The 19,347-nt window shown below is 43.4% G+C and carries 19 protein-coding genes and 1 riboswitch; of the genes, 3 read left to right on the top strand and 16 right to left on the bottom strand.

The window, feature by feature from the left end; genetic code table 11:
* Positions 1 to 3: 3 nt before the first annotated feature.
* The 4 genes from QA601_15045 to QA601_15030 all read right to left on the bottom strand — a co-directional run bounded on the left by QA601_15045 (position 4) and on the right by QA601_15030 (position 4,768).
* Entirely contained in the window at positions 4 to 636 is a 633-nt protein-coding gene (locus tag QA601_15045) for a precorrin-8X methylmutase (GenBank protein MDG5816411.1), read from the bottom strand.
* Positions 637 to 2,040 carry a cobyrinate a,c-diamide synthase gene (locus QA601_15040; protein MDG5816410.1) on the bottom strand — a complete coding sequence of 468 codons (1,404 nt, stop codon included), beginning with the start codon at positions 2,038 to 2,040 and terminating at the stop codon, positions 637 to 639. It lies immediately after the preceding gene.
* Between the two features lie 313 nt (positions 2,041 to 2,353).
* Positions 2,354 to 2,553, bottom strand: a riboswitch (cobalamin riboswitch).
* A 165-nt stretch (positions 2,554 to 2,718) separates the two neighbouring features.
* Complete coding sequence (locus QA601_15035; GenBank protein MDG5816409.1) at positions 2,719 to 3,540, bottom strand: hypothetical protein; 822 nt, start codon at positions 3,538 to 3,540, stop codon at positions 2,719 to 2,721.
* Positions 3,541 to 4,312: 772 nt separating this feature from the next.
* The gene (locus tag QA601_15030; protein MDG5816408.1) at positions 4,313 to 4,768 is read right to left on the bottom strand and encodes a transposase; all 456 of its coding nucleotides are present in this window, start codon (positions 4,766 to 4,768) and stop codon (positions 4,313 to 4,315) included.
* 1,637 nt (positions 4,769 to 6,405) lie between these two features.
* On the opposite strand from QA601_15030, the gene QA601_15025 reads away from it, so the two are divergent.
* From QA601_15025 to QA601_15015, 3 genes are read left to right on the top strand one after another with little or no spacing between them, the layout of a single operon-like run.
* Positions 6,406 to 6,609 (top strand): hypothetical protein, encoded by a 204-nt coding sequence (locus QA601_15025; GenBank protein MDG5816407.1) that lies wholly within the window; start codon positions 6,406 to 6,408, stop codon positions 6,607 to 6,609.
* A gap of 60 nt (positions 6,610 to 6,669) precedes the next feature.
* Positions 6,670 to 7,134: a hypothetical protein gene (locus QA601_15020; protein ID MDG5816406.1), complete on the top strand. Its 465-nt coding sequence runs from the start codon at positions 6,670 to 6,672 to the stop codon at positions 7,132 to 7,134.
* 6 nt (positions 7,135 to 7,140) lie between these two features.
* A complete protein-coding gene (locus tag QA601_15015; protein ID MDG5816405.1) occupies positions 7,141 to 7,488 on the top strand; it encodes a hypothetical protein in 348 nt (115 codons plus the stop codon).
* Positions 7,489 to 7,644: 156 nt separating this feature from the next.
* Here QA601_15015 and QA601_15010 read toward each other — a convergent pair whose 3' ends face one another.
* The 12 genes from QA601_15010 to QA601_14955 all read right to left on the bottom strand — a co-directional run bounded on the left by QA601_15010 (position 7,645) and on the right by QA601_14955 (position 19,347).
* On the bottom strand, positions 7,645 to 8,319 hold the full coding sequence (locus tag QA601_15010) for an ATP-binding cassette domain-containing protein (GenBank protein ID MDG5816404.1): 675 nt from the start codon (positions 8,317 to 8,319) through the stop codon (positions 7,645 to 7,647).
* Positions 8,320 to 8,323: 4 nt separating this feature from the next.
* Positions 8,324 to 8,995 (bottom strand): molybdate ABC transporter permease subunit, encoded by a 672-nt coding sequence (gene modB / locus QA601_15005; GenBank protein MDG5816403.1) that lies wholly within the window; start codon positions 8,993 to 8,995, stop codon positions 8,324 to 8,326.
* Entirely contained in the window at positions 8,992 to 9,813 is an 822-nt protein-coding gene (gene modA / locus QA601_15000; GenBank protein ID MDG5816402.1) for a molybdate ABC transporter substrate-binding protein, read from the bottom strand. Before modA ends, modB begins: the two co-directional genes overlap by 4 nt.
* Positions 9,813 to 10,886: a hypothetical protein gene (locus QA601_14995; protein MDG5816401.1), complete on the bottom strand. Its 1,074-nt coding sequence runs from the start codon at positions 10,884 to 10,886 to the stop codon at positions 9,813 to 9,815. Before QA601_14995 ends, modA begins: the two co-directional genes overlap by 1 nt.
* Positions 10,887 to 10,893: 7 nt before the next feature.
* Positions 10,894 to 11,196, bottom strand: coding sequence for a (2Fe-2S) ferredoxin domain-containing protein (locus tag QA601_14990; GenBank protein MDG5816400.1), 303 nt, complete (start codon positions 11,194 to 11,196; stop codon positions 10,894 to 10,896).
* Between the two features lie 36 nt (positions 11,197 to 11,232).
* The gene (locus QA601_14985; protein MDG5816399.1) at positions 11,233 to 12,510 is read right to left on the bottom strand and encodes a radical SAM protein; all 1,278 of its coding nucleotides are present in this window, start codon (positions 12,508 to 12,510) and stop codon (positions 11,233 to 11,235) included.
* A gap of 4 nt (positions 12,511 to 12,514) precedes the next feature.
* Positions 12,515 to 13,027: a GNAT family N-acetyltransferase gene (locus tag QA601_14980; protein MDG5816398.1), complete on the bottom strand. Its 513-nt coding sequence runs from the start codon at positions 13,025 to 13,027 to the stop codon at positions 12,515 to 12,517.
* 13 nt (positions 13,028 to 13,040) lie between these two features.
* Positions 13,041 to 14,399 carry a nitrogenase component 1 gene (locus tag QA601_14975; GenBank protein MDG5816397.1) on the bottom strand — a complete coding sequence of 453 codons (1,359 nt, stop codon included), beginning with the start codon at positions 14,397 to 14,399 and terminating at the stop codon, positions 13,041 to 13,043.
* Positions 14,392 to 15,765, bottom strand: coding sequence for a nitrogenase iron-molybdenum cofactor biosynthesis protein NifE (gene nifE / locus QA601_14970; GenBank protein ID MDG5816396.1), 1,374 nt, complete (start codon positions 15,763 to 15,765; stop codon positions 14,392 to 14,394). The genes QA601_14975 and nifE overlap by 8 nt, the downstream gene beginning before the upstream one ends.
* 121 nt (positions 15,766 to 15,886) lie before the next feature.
* Positions 15,887 to 17,269 carry a nitrogenase molybdenum-iron protein subunit beta gene (nifK, locus tag QA601_14965; protein ID MDG5816395.1) on the bottom strand — a complete coding sequence of 461 codons (1,383 nt, stop codon included), beginning with the start codon at positions 17,267 to 17,269 and terminating at the stop codon, positions 15,887 to 15,889.
* 33 nt (positions 17,270 to 17,302) lie between these two features.
* Positions 17,303 to 18,937: a nitrogenase molybdenum-iron protein alpha chain gene (gene nifD, locus QA601_14960; protein MDG5816394.1), complete on the bottom strand. Its 1,635-nt coding sequence runs from the start codon at positions 18,935 to 18,937 to the stop codon at positions 17,303 to 17,305.
* The gene (locus tag QA601_14955) at positions 18,934 to 19,347 is read right to left on the bottom strand and encodes a P-II family nitrogen regulator (GenBank protein ID MDG5816393.1); all 414 of its coding nucleotides are present in this window, start codon (positions 19,345 to 19,347) and stop codon (positions 18,934 to 18,936) included. Before QA601_14955 ends, nifD begins: the two co-directional genes overlap by 4 nt.

The following is a 19,347-nucleotide window of genomic DNA, read 5'->3' as shown; positions in this document are numbered from 1 at the left end:
TAGTTACACCCTGCTCCTTTCTTTATATAAGGTACATAGAGCATTGAAAACAGCTGCTGCTGCGGGGCTTCCCCCTTTGCGACTGGTATTGGTGATACACACAAGACCCGAAGTTTTCAAAGCAATTTTGGACTCCTTTGCATCAACGAATCCAACTGGCATACCGATAATTAAGGCCGGTGATGGCCCTTTTGGAGCGGTGCAAAGCGCAATCACTGTACGAAGCGCAGTCGGGGCATTACCTATTGCAATGATAGCTCCATCCAACTGATCTTCCAACAGCTCAAATGCTGCAGAGGAGCGAGTGATTCCTTTTTTAGTCGCAAGTTCAGCGTTACCCGCTACATCCAGCGCACACTGTACCGGTAAAGGTGAATGGGTACATCCTGCTGCAAGCATTCTCACATCACAAATAAGTCGACTGCCTGCACCAAGAGCCGCAACCCCACGTGTAATCGCATTCGAATGAATATAGAGGTTTTCTGAAAAGGAAAACTCTGCAGTTGCATGAACAACACGGCGTACTATCACCTTTTCATCATCCCCGCCACCATACCCAAACCGCCTGAGAGCCCGGTCGATAATCTGATGACTCCTGCACTCTATAGCCTTTCCGGCCATCACTTGTTTATTCACTTATAAGTTCTCCGTTATATTCTTTTCAACAAAACTGACAAAATATTTCAGTGCGAACGGATGAGAAGACAGATGCAGATGAACATAGCCTGCAATCACATTTTTATAACTGCACCCCTGCTCCTCTGTACTTCCACCCTTTCGATATGACACAGAATATGCAGCATTGCTTTTTTCTGTACGGGCAACGATATCAGAGTAATGAAATTCATGACCACGGCACTCAGTACCTGCAGGGCCAAAGAAAGTGTCCGTCTTAAACGTCACTTCTGCATAGGAGAGACGTGAAATTTTTTTCCGCATTGAATACTTTACCGGCAATACACCGCACATCTCATAATACTTCTCTTCACGATCAAAAATCCCGTTTCCAATGTACATATACCCACCACATTCTGCATACACGACGCCGCCATTCTCTGCAAACTGTCGTATAGAGCTACGCATTGCACTGTTACGACTCAGCTTTGCAGCATGCTCTTCGGGATAGCCTCCGCCAATCCATAGTGCATCGATATCATGGGGCAATATCTCATCGTGCAGTGGAGAAAAGGGGACCAACTCTACCCCTTCACTGGTAAGGCGTTCAAGGTCATCGGCATAATAGAAAAAGAAAGCTTCATCACGGGCTATCGCCATACGCACCCGTTTAGTTGTATCTTCCTGTATTTGCTTTCTCGTAATTATATCATCGGCAGAGGCAGTTCTCTTTTCAGTTAGCGAAAGGATCGAATCGATTGCAAGATGCTCTTCTGCAGCCTGAGCAAAATTATCATAGAAGCGATTCTCTACTGACAAAGGGTCGATTGGCATTAACCCGAGATGTCTGCTGGCAATCTCCGGGAAAGCCCCGCGAACAACAGCTCCTGCGAGTGGAGATAGGTTAACTGAACGGAGTGCAGTATCAATAATCTGCCCATGTGCCGGACTTCCGACCCTGTTTGCAATCACTGAGGCAACCTTCGGTGCATTTGGAAAGTTAACCATGCCATGCACCACTGCTGCGGCGGTCCTGGCATTGCCCCTTACATCAATAAGGAGTAGCACCGGGATATCAAGCAGGCGTGCAAGATGAGCGGAACTGCCGTAATCCGATGATGAATCCGCTCCGTCATAAAGCCCCATCACCCCTTCTACCACGACAACATCGGCACCTTCACTCTTATGCTCAAACAGCTCGCGGCAATATTCTTCGCCACACATCCAGATATCAAGATTGTAGCATGGGCGGCCAGTGAGCGCGGTGCTGAAAGTTGGATCAAGAAAATCAGGCCCGGCTTTAAAACACTGCACACTCATACCGCGGGCTATAAACGCCGCACATAGAGCAGTTGACACGGAGGTTTTCCCCACCCCGCTTCCGGTAGCAGCAATCATAAATGCGTATTGTTTGTTTGATTTCAAGCTCTAAGTCCTTTTCCGTATTCCCATCGGTCCCTGAGCGTACAGCCGAAGGGTCCGCTCATACTGAGCGCGGTCTTCCGCAGACGAAGCATAATCCTAAAAATTCTCTCTCTGAAGGAATCTCTTCACACACCCGGTCTCCCACTTTGAAAAAAGATGGACGCGGCACGCTGGTGTTCCGCTCTTTCCCGCCGAGTGCTGAAAATGAAAGGTGTACGAGGACAGTACCATATAAACTTTATGCTACTGGATGCACAGGTGTTCCAATTTCAAATCCTCAGAACTCTTCCAAAGTTCAAAGGCAAATCCCCTCTTAAGGGATTTAGGCACTAAATCGTCTTCTGGCTTCCGGATCAAACCGCTTCGAGCAGCCTTCCCATCGGTGTGTTTTATCCGACAGTGGTTCTTTGCTCTGCAGTCCCCGGTTACAGCGGCGGGTCCGCCGGGGATTCACACCCCGTTCCGTTATTTAATGTCGTTTCAGCCCGAACAGCTGGCTGAATTTTCCATTTCTTAATATAATTGTTGGATTTTTTACGCTGCCAGATTTTTATTGAGAGTTGTTTTGCCCCCTTCGATTTGGCATCGGGAAAGAAAGTCGTCCCTACAGGACGAGGAGAATTCATTTCGCCCCCCCCACCAGGCGTTTAAACGCCTGGAACCTGGGACCCCAAGATCTCATTCCGCCAGCACATAAGAAGACCTCTTTTTCGCAACTATCCCCTCTTTGGTCAGATGCTCCAGAACCTCGCTGATCTGTTCCGCATCACGTTCGAGGTTTTGGACGATGAGGTTGAGGTTCATGGTTTTGTTTTCAAGTAGCAGTGACAGAACAAGCCCCCGTAGTTGCCGCCGTGAGCCGCTAAAAGAGGACTGTTTTTTGTAATAAGCGCTGTTGCGGGTAAGATTGCCCTCCTGTTTTTTAAGCTCGGTTCCATAGTCCATGAGAGCGGAGTACCAGTCTGAAGCATTGGTGCGATCTATTGTCTGTTCTGCCAGCTCAAGCAGCTCATGATCACTTACATCGCTTCTATTGGGGAAAAAGTGATGTATATACACGGTGCGGATATTGGTTTCAAGAAACAGTGTGGGGGCATTGAATGCAAAGGCGGCAATTGAAGCAGCGGTGGCGACACCGATCCCCGGGAGTTTTTTAAGCTCTTCGGGTGATGATGGCAGGGTGCCGTCATACTCGTTCACTATAATCTGCGCAGCATTTCTCAGTGATTGTGCCCGTCTGTTATACCCAAGCCCTTTCCACAGTTGAAGCACCTCCTCCAGGGTTGCAGCTGCCAGGGTTGCAAAGTCGGGGAAACGCTCGACGAACGGGCCAAATTTTGTTCTCACCCGCTGCACCTGTGTCTGCTGAAGCATCACTTCGGAGATAAACACGGTGTAGGGGCTGACATTCTCTCTCCAGGGCAGCAAACGCTTATGGCTGAGATAAAACTCTTTTACTGTTTTTCTAAATGATGCTTTTTGAGCTGGAGTGAGTTTCATGGCTTATTTTCGCCTGTTTCTCTAACTATACGTATAGGGCTATTTAGACAGGGTTTTTCTTCATGTGATCGTTTCCACTGTGTTGTTTGATGTGAAATATACCTTTGTCGAAAATGATTGTGCAAAGGGAGATGTTTTTGAATGAGGTTTGATGTGACGTGTCGCAATCGCATCCATCCATTTTACGATGATCAATAAACGAAATCAATTACCTGTTGAATGGTCACATCTCCCGATCATCTTCCTGGGGTAGGAAACCCCAGGCTAGAGCCGTAACCCCGTTGGGGTATTATAGCGATAATGCCCAAATGTTTGGTGTGGCGTGTATAATTTTAAGAGAATTATCCCGACCGGATTCAAATATCAAACCATGGAATCGTGAAAACAATACCCCGAAGGGGTTACGGCCATAGCCCCAGGTTTTCTACCTGGGGATCCGGTCCGGTATATTGGTGACATTTTCCGATATGGAATAATGGTCGATACATCGCAATCGAACCCACTCTCCCAAATTCGAAACCGCAATCAACCACCTGATACATGGATCATCTTCCTGGGGTAGGAAACCCCAGGCTAGAGCCGTAACCCCGTTGGGGTAATATAGCATCAATGCCCAAATGTTTGGCGTGGCGTGTACAATTTTAAGAGAATCATCCCGACCGGCTCCAAATATCAAACCACGGAATCGTGAAAACAATACCCCGAAGGGGTTACGGCCCTAGCCCCAGGTTTCCTACCTGGGGTCCGGTCCGGTGGTCAGGGATATTCATAATCAATCCCAAACATATCGAAGATCATAATTCATTTCATTCTCATCCAACAAACGAAGGTATTCATCCTCGAAAGAATCATTCTGATGATGTGTTTCCTGGCTGGAGATATAATTTCTCGTCTTGTCTATCTCAGTTCGTCCTACAGAAAAAGCACTGTAACCACGTTGCCAATAGAAACTACTGTAAATAACATCTCTGGATTTAATCCACATGGAAGATATGCGTTTGGTTTCACCTACTAATTTTGAGATTGCGTTATTCTTTGATGTAACACATAGAATATGAATGTGATCATCTACACCACCAACGACCAACGGCACTGTATCCAAGGTCCTCAAAACACCGCCAATATAATCGTGAAATTGGTAACGAAGCATTTTATCAGCTAAAAAAGGTACGCGGTTTTTTGTCGAAAAAACAATATGCGTATAGAGTTTGGTGAGGGATTGTGACATGATTTTTCCTTTTGTTGATGTGACAATAAGGGTATACTGAAATTTAATATTTGTATAGGGTGTGGAAACGTTTTAAATGTAAAAATTACGATTGCACAATTTTGATTTCGAAACCGAAATGCAATACAACCTCTTCCTGGGGTAGGAAACCCCAGGCTAGAGCCATAACCCCGTTGGGGTATTATAGCGACAATGCCGTAATGTTTGGTGTGGCGTGTACGATTTTAAAAGAATCATCCCGACCGGCTCCAAATATCAAACCACGGAATCGTGAAAACAATACCCCGAAGGGGTTACGGCTCTAGCCCAGGTTTCCTATCTGGGGTCCGGTGTTGGGTATCATAGCATCAATGCCGTAATGTTTGGTGTGGCGTGTACAATTTTAAGAGAATCATCCACCGGATTCAAATATCAAACCATGGGAGCGTGAAGACAATACCCCGAAGGGGTTACGGCCATAGCCCCAGGTTTCCTATCTGGGGTCCGGTGTTGGGGTAATATAGCATCAATGCCCAAATGTTTGGTGTGGCGTGTATAATTTTTAAGAGAATCATCCCGACAGGCTCCAAATATCAAACCACGGAATCGTGAAAACAATACCCCGAAGGGGATACGGCTCTAGCCCCAGGTTTCCTACCTGGGGTCCGGGGGATTCATTTCTGGTGACCGGTTAGAGGTTCCGGTTGCTCAGGTGAATTAGTAGGATCGCCCCGAACTGGTTCAAAACAGCCAATAATGGCCATCTGAGATCGGGGGAACTGTTAAGGACAGTGTCCCCAAAGATTCCCCCGATCGGGGGAAAGGTTAAGGACGGTGTCCCCAAGGGTTCCCCCGACCGGGGGAAAGGTTAAGGACAGTGCACTTAAGGGTTCCCCCGATCGGGGGAAAGGTAAAGGACAGTGTCCCTAAGGGTTCCCCCGATCTCAGATGTGTTTAAAATGCTCTCATGTACTATTTCTTATACCCTATTTGTACCAGAGATGTTACTAGGAAGTATCAGAAATGGCGTTTGGAGGTGGGGTAATCTTTCCTCCCGGGGTCATTATAGAAGACCGTACGGGCAAATCTCCCTATCTCCTGAATCAAAAGGGCTGCCTCCAAGGTCTTGCTCATAATGTTTAAACAGTATAAAGGATCGTGTTCCTGTACCAGTTCAGCCTCGGCTTTTACTGCTACGGTGTGAAGGGATATCTGTTAGAACGTCTCATTGATATAGTCAGAGAGGGCTTGTGCAGGTAAGTTGTTTTGGGGATGTACGAAGTTTCCACATTGCAGAGAGTTGTGAATGTTATAGTACCAACGCCTACATGAATGGAAAAATGCTTAGCAGCCAGTCCGAGAGGATGGGATGGCTGTGATGTGGTTTATTTTTCTACCACCAAATCTCTAAACTAAGCTATTTTCATAGTTGTTACGTAATTTTGATATGCGAAAAATAGCCAAAACTAAGCAAATGTGGGCAGCGGGAAAATCCGGGTGCTAAAAAGGGCCTGGTTTAGAGGTATTATGCAGATTTCATTGAATTCGATAAGTTATGATTTCCAGAAAAACGTAGCGGGATTATACACCGCAATGAAACCCAGACATCTTGTTGTTTACCGCTCTTCATAAACTCTTTTCACACTAAAAGGAATAGTATGAAACAGCGAAAAATGAAAATTGAAATTTTCTCTTCCTTTGAGGAAGAAGCAAAATCAGAATACCAGCGCAGATCTCAACAGTCTCCACAGGAACGTATTGTGGAGTTTTCCATTTTGCAGGAAAGATGTTGGGGTGAAAAGTGGACTAATCAAAAGATAGAGCCGGTAGTTTCTTATGAAGAGGTAGCGTGGTATCCATGATTTTCACAAAAGATATGAAAGATTATAGAGCTCTTTGAAAAACATAATGTTCAATATGCTTTGGTCGGTGGTTTTGCAATTATCTATTATGAATATGTACGAACAACCCACAACATTGATTTTCTTCTGTTTCCATCAGAAGAAAATGCCTCAAGAGTGATGAAAGCATTAACGGAATTTGGTTCTGGAAACGCAGGAATTCCAGAAGAGTGTTTCACAAAGGAAGGCACTGCGATTCATATTGGAGTGGAGCCAAACCGGATAGATTTCTTAACAACGCTCAAAGGCATTTCGAATACAGAGATCTTTAAACATATTGAAAGAGCCGATTTCGAAGGAATGACATTGAACACCATTTCCAGACCCGATTTACTACAAAGCAAAAAGGCATCAAACAGATTGAAAGATCTTGCTGATGCTGAAGAGTTGGAAAGTTACCGACACGGAAATAATAACGCTCTCTATAGGGGCTATATTGCTCAAACTTCCAATCCAACAGCAATCACCAAACATGGAGGCTTGTGATGGCAGATGCAGCTGATGATCATCGGCTTCGTACTTACCCCTAAAGCGCAGATAAAAACCGATAGTAAATTCATTAAAAGCTCTTCGGCTGTTGCAGTATTGGTTGCCGAGCACAATACTAAGGAATCATGGATAAACATCGGACGTGCTTACGAACGCATTGCCCTACAGGCTACCAACCTTAGTATCCGTCACGCATTCATTAATCAGCCAATTGAGGTCAACTCATTACGACCCCAGTTCGATTCGTGGCTTGGACTCAAGAATGAGAGCGCTTTATTGATGATACGATTGGGACGGTCTGCAAGCGTACCTTTCAGCTTACGCAGGCCAGTGGACCAGGTGCTTATGTGATTTTTTTGGCCTATACTTAGACGCATCTGTTCTATGTAAGTGGATATGGGAAGATCTGTTTGCAATATGTGTTGAGAGGTATGAACGGACACCCTGCTTTACATTAATAATTTCATGGTGCCTTACTGAATATAAGAAAACATTACTTTCTAATGTTCATCTTGTGGATGCCTGGCATACATTAGACCTACCGTTTGCAATCGTACCATTCTCAATTACTATGATTCTCTCTGTTAAATTCCTAATATCTTCTAAATCATGGCTGATAATCATCATAGGAAGTGAAAATCTCTCATGAATTTTTAAAAGATAGGAGATTATTCGGTTCCTCTGGTTTTTATCCAAATTCGAAAGCGGCTCATCCAATAGCAGCAGTTCAGGCTTTTGAATAAGTGCTCTTCCGATAGCAACTCGCTGACACTCCCCACCAGATATCTGTTTTGGCTTCTTTTCAAGCAAATGGCCAATTTTTAGTAATTGTATTGTCTCTTCATAATGAGCCATATGTTTATGAGACAGGTTATTTTGACTAAAAGTCAAATTTTTAATTACTGATAGGTGAGGAAACAGGTAATTCTGTTGAAATACAGTACCGATATTTCTTTTATGTATGGGTAGATCAATTTTTCTCTTCTTATCAAAAATAACTTTATTATCAATGGTTAGCTGTCCTGAAAAAGGACGAACAACTCCGGCTATAATCTTGAAAAGAGTTGTTTTCCCTGCCCCCGAGATGCCTGTTATTCCAGCTATTCCAAAAGTAATACCAGCATCATAATAGAAGACCTTTTCACCTGCCCGATAGCGTAGTTTTTTTAGTACCAGTTCCATTGTTTTACCTCAAGTGCCTCTTGTTTAACATTTCTGAAGCTGCGATCGCAAGAAATGAAACAGCAAGCGATATAAGTACCATTAGGGCTGCTTGTTTTTCCATTCCAGGGACCTGCATATAGCTGTAAACCAAAAGTGAAATTGTCTGTGTTTTATTTGGTATATTTCCCGCCAGGGTGATAGTTGCCCCAAACTCTCCAAGACTTCGGGCAAAAGTCAGAACCATTGCAGACAATACACCGGGTAATGCCATTGGTAGACTTACACGAAAAAAAGTTTCTATTGGTGTCTTTCCTAAGGTCTGGGCAACCGTTTCGTACATAGGGTCGATCATTTCAAAAGATGCTCTGATTGATCTGACCGCAAGAGGCAGTGATACGACCAAAGATGCACAAATCAATGAAAAGAAATTGAAGGTCATTCTTATTCCAAACATTTGAAACAATGGTCTTCCAACCCAACCGTTTCTTCCAAACAGTAACAGAAGCATATAACCAGTGACAACCGGAGGTGCAACAAGAGGCAATGTAATAAGAGCCTCAACTAAAGCTTTTCCCCTAAACTTTTTCCTCGCTAATACCCAGGCAATTATCAATGACAATGGTAGCACTGCAATCGAAGTCACTAATGCAACATAAAAAGTTAACCTGATTACTACAAGCTCCTCGCCCATCATAAGAAACAATGCTCCTCAAGAGGGAGAAACCCACGCTCAGTGAGTATTTCTCTGCTCTTCCGGGAATTGAAAGAATTAAATAATTCAACAGCATTAGTATTGTTTTTGTTTAACAATACAACGAAAAAACAGATTGTTTCATGAAATTCCTGAGGTATTTCTGCCACTATTTTAACGTTTGGTGCATTTACTGCTTCTGAGTGATATACTATCCCAAAAGTAACCTCTTTCCGTTGCACATAGTGTAGCACGGTAGTAACATCTTTAGCTAAAAGAAGGTTACCCTTCATTGTATTCCACCACCCAAGATTGTCCAAAACCATTTTTGAATAGTTCCCTACAGGAACATAGCCAGGATCCCCTATTGTGAGGTTAAGTTCGAGCAGTTTATTTTCAGGATAATCACTACGAAACTTTGGGACTTGAGGATTTTCTGATACAGCAGTTATTAGAACCAGTGAATTGGATGTAAAAGCCACTGATCTATCTTCGCTAACTATTCCCTTTTTTATCAGGTAATCTACCCATTGGGCATTTGCGGAAACGAACAAATCACTTTCTGCACCCCTTTGAATTTGCCGTGCCAGGACACCTGTGGATGCATAGTTTCTTAGTACAGATATTTTTTTTTCAGACTCAAACTGGTTACTCAAAACCTCTACTGCCTGTTGTGCACCAGAAGTCGAAAATATGGTTACATTTTCGCTTTGATTTTGAGATGGTGATTTTTCTTCTACATTGATACATCCAGCAAAGAATAGAGAATACATTAAGGCAAAACAAATTAATTGAACGGTTATGGTAAAGTTTCGTTTCATTATTTACCTCTAGGGTACTTTTTATAAAGCCGGACTATTTGAAATGCCATTTTTCGCGGCATGCTAAATCCATACGACTTAAAATAAGCCTGTACCGTTGACGATCCAGCATGTTTTCCTATTACATATTGCTCCTTTCTCCCAACTACTTTAGCTTCACAGGGCTGATATGATAAAGGGTCTTTAAGCATTCCGTGGCAATGAATCCCTGACTCGTGAGTGAAGGCGTGATTACCAACCAGTGGCTGGTGAGGTTGCGTTTTAAGTTTGAACGCATTTGCGACTGTAGCGCATAGTAGAGGCAATGTATTAAGGTGTACATTACATTTCTTTGCATAAAGCAGTGATAGGGCAGCAACAGTTTGCTCCAAAGCAGCATTTCCCGCGCGTTCACCAACACCGTTTACCGTAACACTTACAGCCTCTGCACCGGAATTTACTGCGGCTAAAGCATTTGCAGTAGCCAAACCAAAATCATTATGCGCATGAAACTCCAGGGGTATCCCGAAAGTCCTTTTCTTTAGATATTCAATTAATTCAGTGGTAGATTCCGGAGTACTAACTCCAACCGTATCAGCGATTCGTATTCTAAATGCACCTGAATCAGCAGCACAATTAATGAACTCAACAAGGAAATTTTTTGTAGCCCTGGTTGCATCCTGGGCCCCTACTGTAACCCGTGAGAAATATTGCTTCGCAAACAAGATAAGATCTTTAAGTGACTGCAGCACCTGGGATCTACTCAACGATGCAATTAAACTGTGACGTGAAGATGAGGGAAACGAAATATGAATGGCAGAAGCACCTGTTTTGTGCGCGGCATAGATATCTTCCTTTTTAGCCCTGGCCCAGACAGACAGCGTTAACGACGGAAACTCATGTATAATCGTTCTTAAATCATTCAGTTCATAATCACTACTGGCTGCAAATCCGGCTTCAATATCTGTTATGCCAGCATTACTAAGTGCCGATAGTATCCGTATTTTATCTTTAAGGGAAACCTCGACACCCGGCATCTGAGCACCATCCCTAAGCGTCGTATCGACAATTATACATGAGTCTTCTTTTTTCATCGGTTTCTCAACTCATAAGATATTCTTCAACAGATTCACCATCTTCCAGTGCATCGAGTATCTGATCAAGCTTCTCTTCGGTAACGTCTCCGTACCAATATCCATTTGGATAAATGACCATCGCCGGCCCTCTGTCACATACTTTCAGACATCCTGTAGCCGAAGTTTGCGCATCGATACCACGATCAACAATTTCATCTTCCAGATATTGCAACAGTGAATCTGACCCTTTTTTATTACATACCCCCTGGGGCTCTCCACTCATTCTGAAAGAATTACAGACCAGAATATGGTACTGTGGCTTTTGCATACATACTCCTTTTGTTAAAATGGAACAGAAAAGAAATCACCCGGCGCATCCGCCTCCGGATCCACCACATCCGCTTCCGCATGAACGGGGGACCTTTTGTGTCATATACACCGGTACGCAACGTCCGTTGAACAATTCATTCAAGGCGGTCTCAATAAGCCCTTCCATTAAAATGACCTCTATGCCATGCTGTGCCAATATTTCTATTGGTCTTTTCCCGGCATATTGCACGCATAAGGTATGACAATCATGAAGAATTCGGGCCAGTTCATGCCATCGATCATCACCTTTTCCCGGTGGGGGTGTTTTTCTCCTCTCTACCAGGGTGGGACCATCGTCCGATTTTCTAAATACTGATACTTCCAAAGCATTTCCCAGGTGTTGATTTACTAACAACCCTTCCATGGAAGCCACCGCGATAGAGTTAACATTACTTTTTTCCGAATCTCTTTTTAGTCCCGTACAGCATCCCTTTAACAATTGATTTATCTCTTCTCTGTTCCTCTCACCAATTTTACCAACAGCATCGGCCCGACATCTTGCACAATGAGTCATTTGAGGAATAAAGGCTTTTGCCTTTTTACGGATGTCTGCCATTGTAACCGTTGATGGTTCTTTAACATTTTCAAACTCTGAACCCGGAGCAGGATAAAGCGGCATGCAGTTTAGTATATCGACTCCGTAATCTTTCATACAGGACGCCAGATCCTCAATATGATTATCATTGATTCCAGGTATCACAATAGTGTTTACCTTTACCGTTATTCCATTTTCTTTCAGTTTTTTTATTGCAGCAAGCTGTTGCTCGATTAACTTCGAAGCACCTTCTTCTCCCCTCATTACCTTTGTACTATACCGCATCCATCGGTATACTTTGCTGCCAATTTCCGAATCGATGGTGTTCACTGTTATGGTTACGTGAGAAACATTAAGTGCGGCAAGATCCTGAACATAGGGAGAAACATTCATTCCATTTGAAGCCACACAAAGAAGCATTTCCGGAAAGTGGTCCCGCACCATTTGAAGTGTACTTAGTGTTTCCTGGGGACAAGCAAAAGGATCACCGGGACCCGCTATGCCAACCACGCTTATGTCTGGCTGAATAGCAAGCGTCTTTTCAAGATAAAAGAGTGCCTGCCACGGTTTTAACACAGCAGAAGTAACTCCGGGCCTGGATTCATTCACACAATCATATTTTCTATTGCAAAATCTGCATTGAATGTTGCAGGAAGGCGCTACAGGTAAGTGAAGACGTCCGTATTTGTGGCGCATACTCATATTAAAACAGGGGTGTCGGGATATATCAAGTGCCATACACTTACCTCCTTGAATTTTCTGATTGTGTAATGGTATTGAATGTCATGCTGTGAGCAGACCTGGTTTTTTGCATACATACCATATGGGTACGGTTCCATCCAAGTGTATTGTAAAATCTAAGAGCTGGCTCATTTCTTTTATCCACCAACAGTTGCAACCGAAGACATCCTGCAGAAAGTGCCCAGGATGTTATATGCTGAAGTAATTTAGTACCGATCCCAAACCCTCGATGTGTTTTGTCAACAATAAGATCTTCTATTCCCGCACTGAGCCCCCCCTGTGCGGTCGATATTGATACCTGAGCCGTGCATAACCCTATGACACGATTATTTTTTTTAGCTACTTTAACCACACTCCTTTTATGGTCTCTAAGTAATGCAGCTAGCCCATTACGTTGATTGGCTTCATCAATTTTAAAATCATCTTCTATACTAAACAGCTGGGCAAGAAGCTTTACCATTTCCTCGACATCCTCTTCGCGGGCATTTCTGATTTCAAACGTTTCTTTATTCATGCGAAAGCCTTTATTACCATGTTAAATACCCAATATCAGAACTTTCCTGCTTCTTTTCGATAATTGCGTTAATGATACGATCAAAGAGCTCAGTTGTACCCTCATATCCCACCAGGCTGAAACGCTGTGCGCCTAATCGATCATGAATTGGAAAACCCACTCGTACCAGCGGCACCGATAATTTTCTGGAAACTGTGTACCCCTTACTATTCCCAATTATCAGGTCAACAGGTGATTCCTCAATAGCATTCAACAAATCCTCAAAATCAGCATCTTCCAGTATACGGGCTGATGCCGCTACTGCGGGTACCCTTTTTTCCATAGCCTTTCTCAGGCTTTCTGGTTTACATCCAGATATGCACACCGATACAGTCATACCAATTTCAGACATAAATGAGGCAAGCGCACAAACCAAATCTTCCTCTCCATATAATGCCACCGATTTACCTGCAGCATATTTATGTCCATCAACGTATGCATCAATTAATCGCATTCTTGCCATGCTGTATTTATCCGGGACAGGATGACCACTTATGGTGCAAAGAGTCGAAAAGAACTCATCGCTGTTTTCTATTCCAATTGGTATTGGCATTTTGTAGGAGGGCATACCATACGATTTACTGAGATACTCGGCAGAAGACTGATCTTCAGATATAGACAAACCAAACTCTATTGCACCACAACACCGCCCGCAATCTTTTAAATCATCAATTGCGGTTCCACCAGGTGGTATTTTCTGGTAGTCTTGCCAGGAGCCGCCATCCAATGTATCTGAAAAGTCCGGTATCACAACTGAAGGCAACTGGAAATCAAAGAGCATTTGTTTTATGTATCTGTAATCCTGAGGTGATAGCATTCCGGGGAATACTGCTACTTTATTAATGCGGGTTCCTTTGACAGCAAATTTTCTAACTAGAGTTTTAACCGCAGCGAAAAAACCGTCCATGTGTGTTCCTTTATAACTTGGTGTACTGACATGTACAATTGTTGGCAGATCCGCTTTTTTCCCTGCAAGTGCGGCAAGGTGCAATTGAATATCTTCACCAATAGTTTCTGCCAGACAAGTAGTAGCTATTCCTATGATTTCAGGGTTGTATTGGGTAATAATGTTTTCAATTGCCCGCATAAGGTTTTCGCCTCCACCAAAAACCGTTGTTTCTTCGGTGAAACTTGAAGAGGCTATGTCAAATGGCTCTCTGAAATGTCCTATCACATAACGTCGAATATAGGTGGCACACCCCTGAGATCCATGTAGAATCGGCATTGCCTGTTCAATTCCCTTTAAAACCATGGAAGCACCAAGAGGAGCACATAATTTACAAGCATTACGTGTTGAAGTGTGAGTCTTTATTACTTTGTTTATTTTAGTCAAAATACACTTCCTTTTTTGTTTGTCTTCGCGGAACAAACTTCCACACAGGACTGGTTACAGTATTGAAAACCTCACGCGAAAAATTTACCATCCCCTCAAATCCTGCCAGAGCGATCTTCCTCTCATGGTTATGATCACAAAATCCTACCCCCAGTTTATAAGCAATAGGACGTTCTTTCACTCCACCAATAAACAGATCCACATCCTTTTCGAGTATAAAGCGTGCAAGCTCAAGGGTATTAGCATCATCAACGATTATGGTTCCTTTGTTACACATTGCTTTAAGTACCTCATAATCGCTTTTGTTACCAGTTTGTGATCCTACAACAACTGTATCCATATTAAGCATTCTCAGTGACTTTATCAGTGAAAATGCTTTGAAGGCTCCTCCCACATAAACAGCGGCCTTTTTGCCCCGTAATGCCTCGCTATACCGTTTTATCTGAGGAATAACTTTTTCGACCTCACAGCGAACCAGTTTCCTTGCTCGATCTGTCAACTCAGGGTCATCAAAAAAATCGGCAACATCATACAACGCTTTTGCCGTATCTTCAATTCCGAAATATGATGCCCGTATGTAGGGTATTCCATAATTCGACTCCATTTGCTGCGCAAGCCATGTCATTGACCCGCTGCATTGAACGATGTTAAGTGATGCTCCATGGGCCTGCATAATGTCTTTTACCCGTGCATCTCCCGTTATAGTCGATACTACTCGTATCCCCATTTTTTCATAGTAGTTTTTAATAATCCAGGACTCTCCCGCGATATTAAAATCTCCGAGTATATTTACACTAAGACGGGGAATAGTATCAACCGGAAGTGTGCCGACCAAATTAAGCAATGCATCACAGGCTGCTTTGTATCCATCCTTTTTACTTCCTTTAAAACCCTCCGAATGAACGGCAATAACCGGTATTCCTTTTTCCCTTTTGACTCTTGCACATACACTCGCAACGTCATCACCAATAACACCAACCACACAGGTAGAGTAAACGAATGCTGCTTTTGGATTATACTTGTCAATAAGCTCAATTAGCGACTTATAAAGCTTATTTTCTCCTCCATGTATTACATCCATTTCCCTTAAATCGGTAGAAAAACTCATTCTGTGCAGTTGTGGTCCGGATGACAGTGCACCTCGTATATCCCAGGTGTAGGCAGCGCAGCCAATGGGTCCGTGTATAAGGTGAAGTGCGTCGGTAACCGGATACAGTACGACACGCGACCCACAAAAAACGCATGCTCTCTGCGAAACAGCCCCTGCAAGGGAATGTTTTTCACACTCCATTGCCAACCCTTCAGTTCCAGCTTTATTGATCTGCCGTTTTCGATCGCTGAGTATATCTATATCGGTCATTTTCATTCTCATCACCCCTGTCAGGCGTGGTTACAATAATTAAAACACCAAGTGGTCAGAAAGATAGCACCGTCTTCATTACACACCTAATCACACACGTTGCTTTGAGTACGGCACCACCTTTTTGTTACATTACCAGTTCAAATGACTCCTCAGGGGCATCTCTGTCAAGTCTATCCATCAGACATCCGAGTATACCTTCCAGTATCCTCATACTTCCATTGTATCCGACCCTGGGAAAGCAACTATGCCCAACTCTATCCATTATCGGAAATCCCATACGAAGCAATGGTATATCCTCATCACGAGCGATATATTTACCGTAAGTATTTCCTATCAGCAGATCGACTGGTTCGTTTTTGATCCATTGATGCATCAGAAACATGTCCGCACAGCTTCCTCCCTTTACTTTTAACCCCTCTACCCTATCTCCGGCGATTTCCGTGATTCGTTTCTCGAAATATTTGCCCGGTGTACCACTTACTATGTAAACAGGTTTCATTTCAAGATCTACAAGAAACTCGGTGAGTGGAATAATGGTGTCAGGATCTCCCCAAAGTGCGACCCGTTTTCCATACAGATACTGCTGCATATCTGTTATCATATCAACAAGCCGACCCCGTTCATCGGTAATTTCATCAGGTATTTTATTCCCTGTGACTTTAGCCATTTCCATAATAAACCGATCTGTTGCAGACAACCCAATGGGCACATCGAGTACAGAAAAGGGAACTCCGCACCTGGAATCCATCTCCTTTGCAGCGTCTTCTGTACTGAATTTTCCAAGCCCAATGGAGTACTTGCTATCACCAGCTTTGGTCAACTGGTCAACTGTTGTACCTCCTTTGGGGTAGAACTGTAATTTCCCTGTTTGCGGAGCGTCCAGTACATTCGATGTGTCGGGGAAAAGAATTATTTGGGTATTAAGCATCTGAGATAATCTCTTTATTTCTCTCATATCTGACGGTTCAACCCATCCACAAATCAGATTTATTGTTTCATTTTTATCCCCACTGTTTTGCGCAAAATACGTAACCATGGCTTTTACCATATTTGCATACCCGGTCACATGGCTACCGACGTAACTTGGAGTGTTACAATGGATCACATGCTTACCCTCAGGTACTTTACCACTATCTTTTGCCTTTGAAACGATCTGCGGGATATCATCTCCTATGGTTTCGGACAGACAGGTTGTATGCACAGCAATTACCTGAGGATCGTATATGGTAAAAAGGTTATCAATAGCCTGCACCAGATTTGCCTGTCCCCCAAAAACAGAAGCACCCTCTGTAAAAGAACTGGTACCGGACATTACCGGTTCTTTATAGTGCCTTGTCAAAGTACTTCGATGATAGGAACAGCATCCCTGTGAGCCGTGACTATGCGGCATACAGCCGTGAATACCGAGCGCGGCATACATGGCTCCTATTGGTTGACAGGTTTTTGCCGGATTTATTGTTAAAGCCTTACGCTCCTGAATTTTTTCCGATGTATGTCGTAACAACATTGCTGTATTCTCCTTTCAGAGTGTAAGATTGGTTCATGCCACTTCAGACACGTAATCTGCATCAATCAGGCAATTGTCTTCAACCCCCTCTTCGCTCCAGGGTGCTTTTACAAGAGCCCACACACGCGTGTTTACCATCCTATCAATATCTTTAAAGAAATTGATAGCTCCTATGAATCCAGCAAAAGGTCCTCCGTAGTCATAACTATGCAGCTGTTTCAATGGTACACCCATTTTCTGTATGATGTACTTTTCCTTGATTCCTGCACAGAAAACTGCTGGTTTGTACTTTTCTATAAGCACTTCTGTTTCATACTGACTAATATCATCGATTACAAGAGATCCCGATTCCATTTCAGGAATCATTCCCTCATAATCCCTTAAAGTGAACCCTTTCTTTTCAAGCTGTTTCAGCTCTTCCTCTGTTTTACGCGGACGATATCTTTCAGGATCTGGTTCTACCGTCAATTCTTCAATGTTTCTGCTGTCCGCATCCACTTTGATATACGGTAGTACTTTTCTTCCTTCATAATCGTCACGATGGGCAAATTCATACCCTGCTGCGACAGTGACCATACCTACTTCCGAAAACAGGTACTGGTAGTGGTGAGCCCGGCTTCCACCGACAAACAACATTACCTTTTTGCCTTCCAGGCGTGGTTTAACCTCCTTAATTGTTTGCTCAACAGCAACCATTTCTTCTTCAATTACTTTTTCAACTTTGGCCATCAGTTTCTTATCATCAAAATACTGTGCAATTTTTCGTAACGATTTGGCAGTGGCATCAGCACCGATAAAATTAACTTTGATCCAGGGAATTCCGAACTTTGTTTCCATCATATCGGCAACGTAATTGATTGATCTGTGACACATAATGCAATTGAGGTCTGCCATGTGTGACTGTTCAAACTGATCGATTGTGGAGTTACCACTATAAGTAGAGACAAGTGTGATTCCGCATCGCTCCAACAGATTTTCTATAACAAAAGAATCTCCTCCAATGTTGTACTCACCGAGCAAATTAATTTTGAATTTACCCTCCACCTCCTCATTATTCTGACCCACCACATGTTTGAAAATCTGATTGTTTGCAATATGATGACCGGCTGATTGCGAAACACCTTTATATCCTTCACAGGAGAATCCAAACACATTAATCCCAAGTTTTTCTTTCATTTCTCTCGATATCGCATGGACATCGTCACCAATCAAACCGACCGGACACGTTGAGAAAATCGCGATCGCTTTAGGATGAAACAGATCGTACGCTTCCTGAATTGCCTGCCTGAGTTTCTTTTCTCCACCGAAGACGATATTTTCATCCTGCATATCAGTGGAAAAACAGTAGGTCATGTAGTTATCGTCTTCAGGACCTGTACGTGTTTGATTTCTTCTTGTTAACCAGCTATAGAAACCACAACCGATAGGTCCATGAGTAAGGTTAATTATATCCCGGGTAGGTCCCAGTACGACTCCTTTACACCCAGCATAGCAACATCCCCGCTGGGTGAGAATACCGGGAACAGTACGCACATTTGCCTGAATTTCAGGAGGATTATCCGGATCATTTACTACAAACGATTTACTTCTCTTTCTGGCAACTTTTGTAGGATATTTTTCAAGAATATCACCTTTAAGCTTGTTTCCGTTATTTATAACCTTTTTCATTTTTCCAAACCTCCTGAGGAATCAAGAACTGTTCCCCCCGATAATCCGGACACCGTCTCTCCGGTCCGCACACGGGTGGCTTCCATAATTGGCATCACAAATATTTTTCCGTCACCAGCGGTACCAGTTTGGTTAACACTGATAATTGCTTCAACAGTTCTATCTACCCAATCATCCGAAACAACTACGGTGATCAAGCGTTTTGGCACCAAACGTGGACCATCCCCCAGAAGCGGGATCGCTTCTGGCAATCCCTCCTGGGCACCTTGGAGGACACGAAAATCTACCGTTCCTTTTCCTCTTCCAAGGACCCGGCCGGTGGCGCTAAACGAGGTTATACCCGCCTCGTTAAGAGCTTTTTTTGTGTCGTTGATTTTATTTATTCGAATTATCGCCAGGACTTCTTTCAT

This window comes from Chitinispirillales bacterium ANBcel5 (genome assembly GCA_029688955.1).
GTDB lineage: Bacteria > Fibrobacterota > Chitinivibrionia > Chitinivibrionales > Chitinispirillaceae > Cellulosispirillum > Cellulosispirillum alkaliphilum.
The sequence above is the reverse complement of the archived record's forward strand: the minus strand, read 5'-3'. Positions and strand labels throughout refer to the sequence as shown.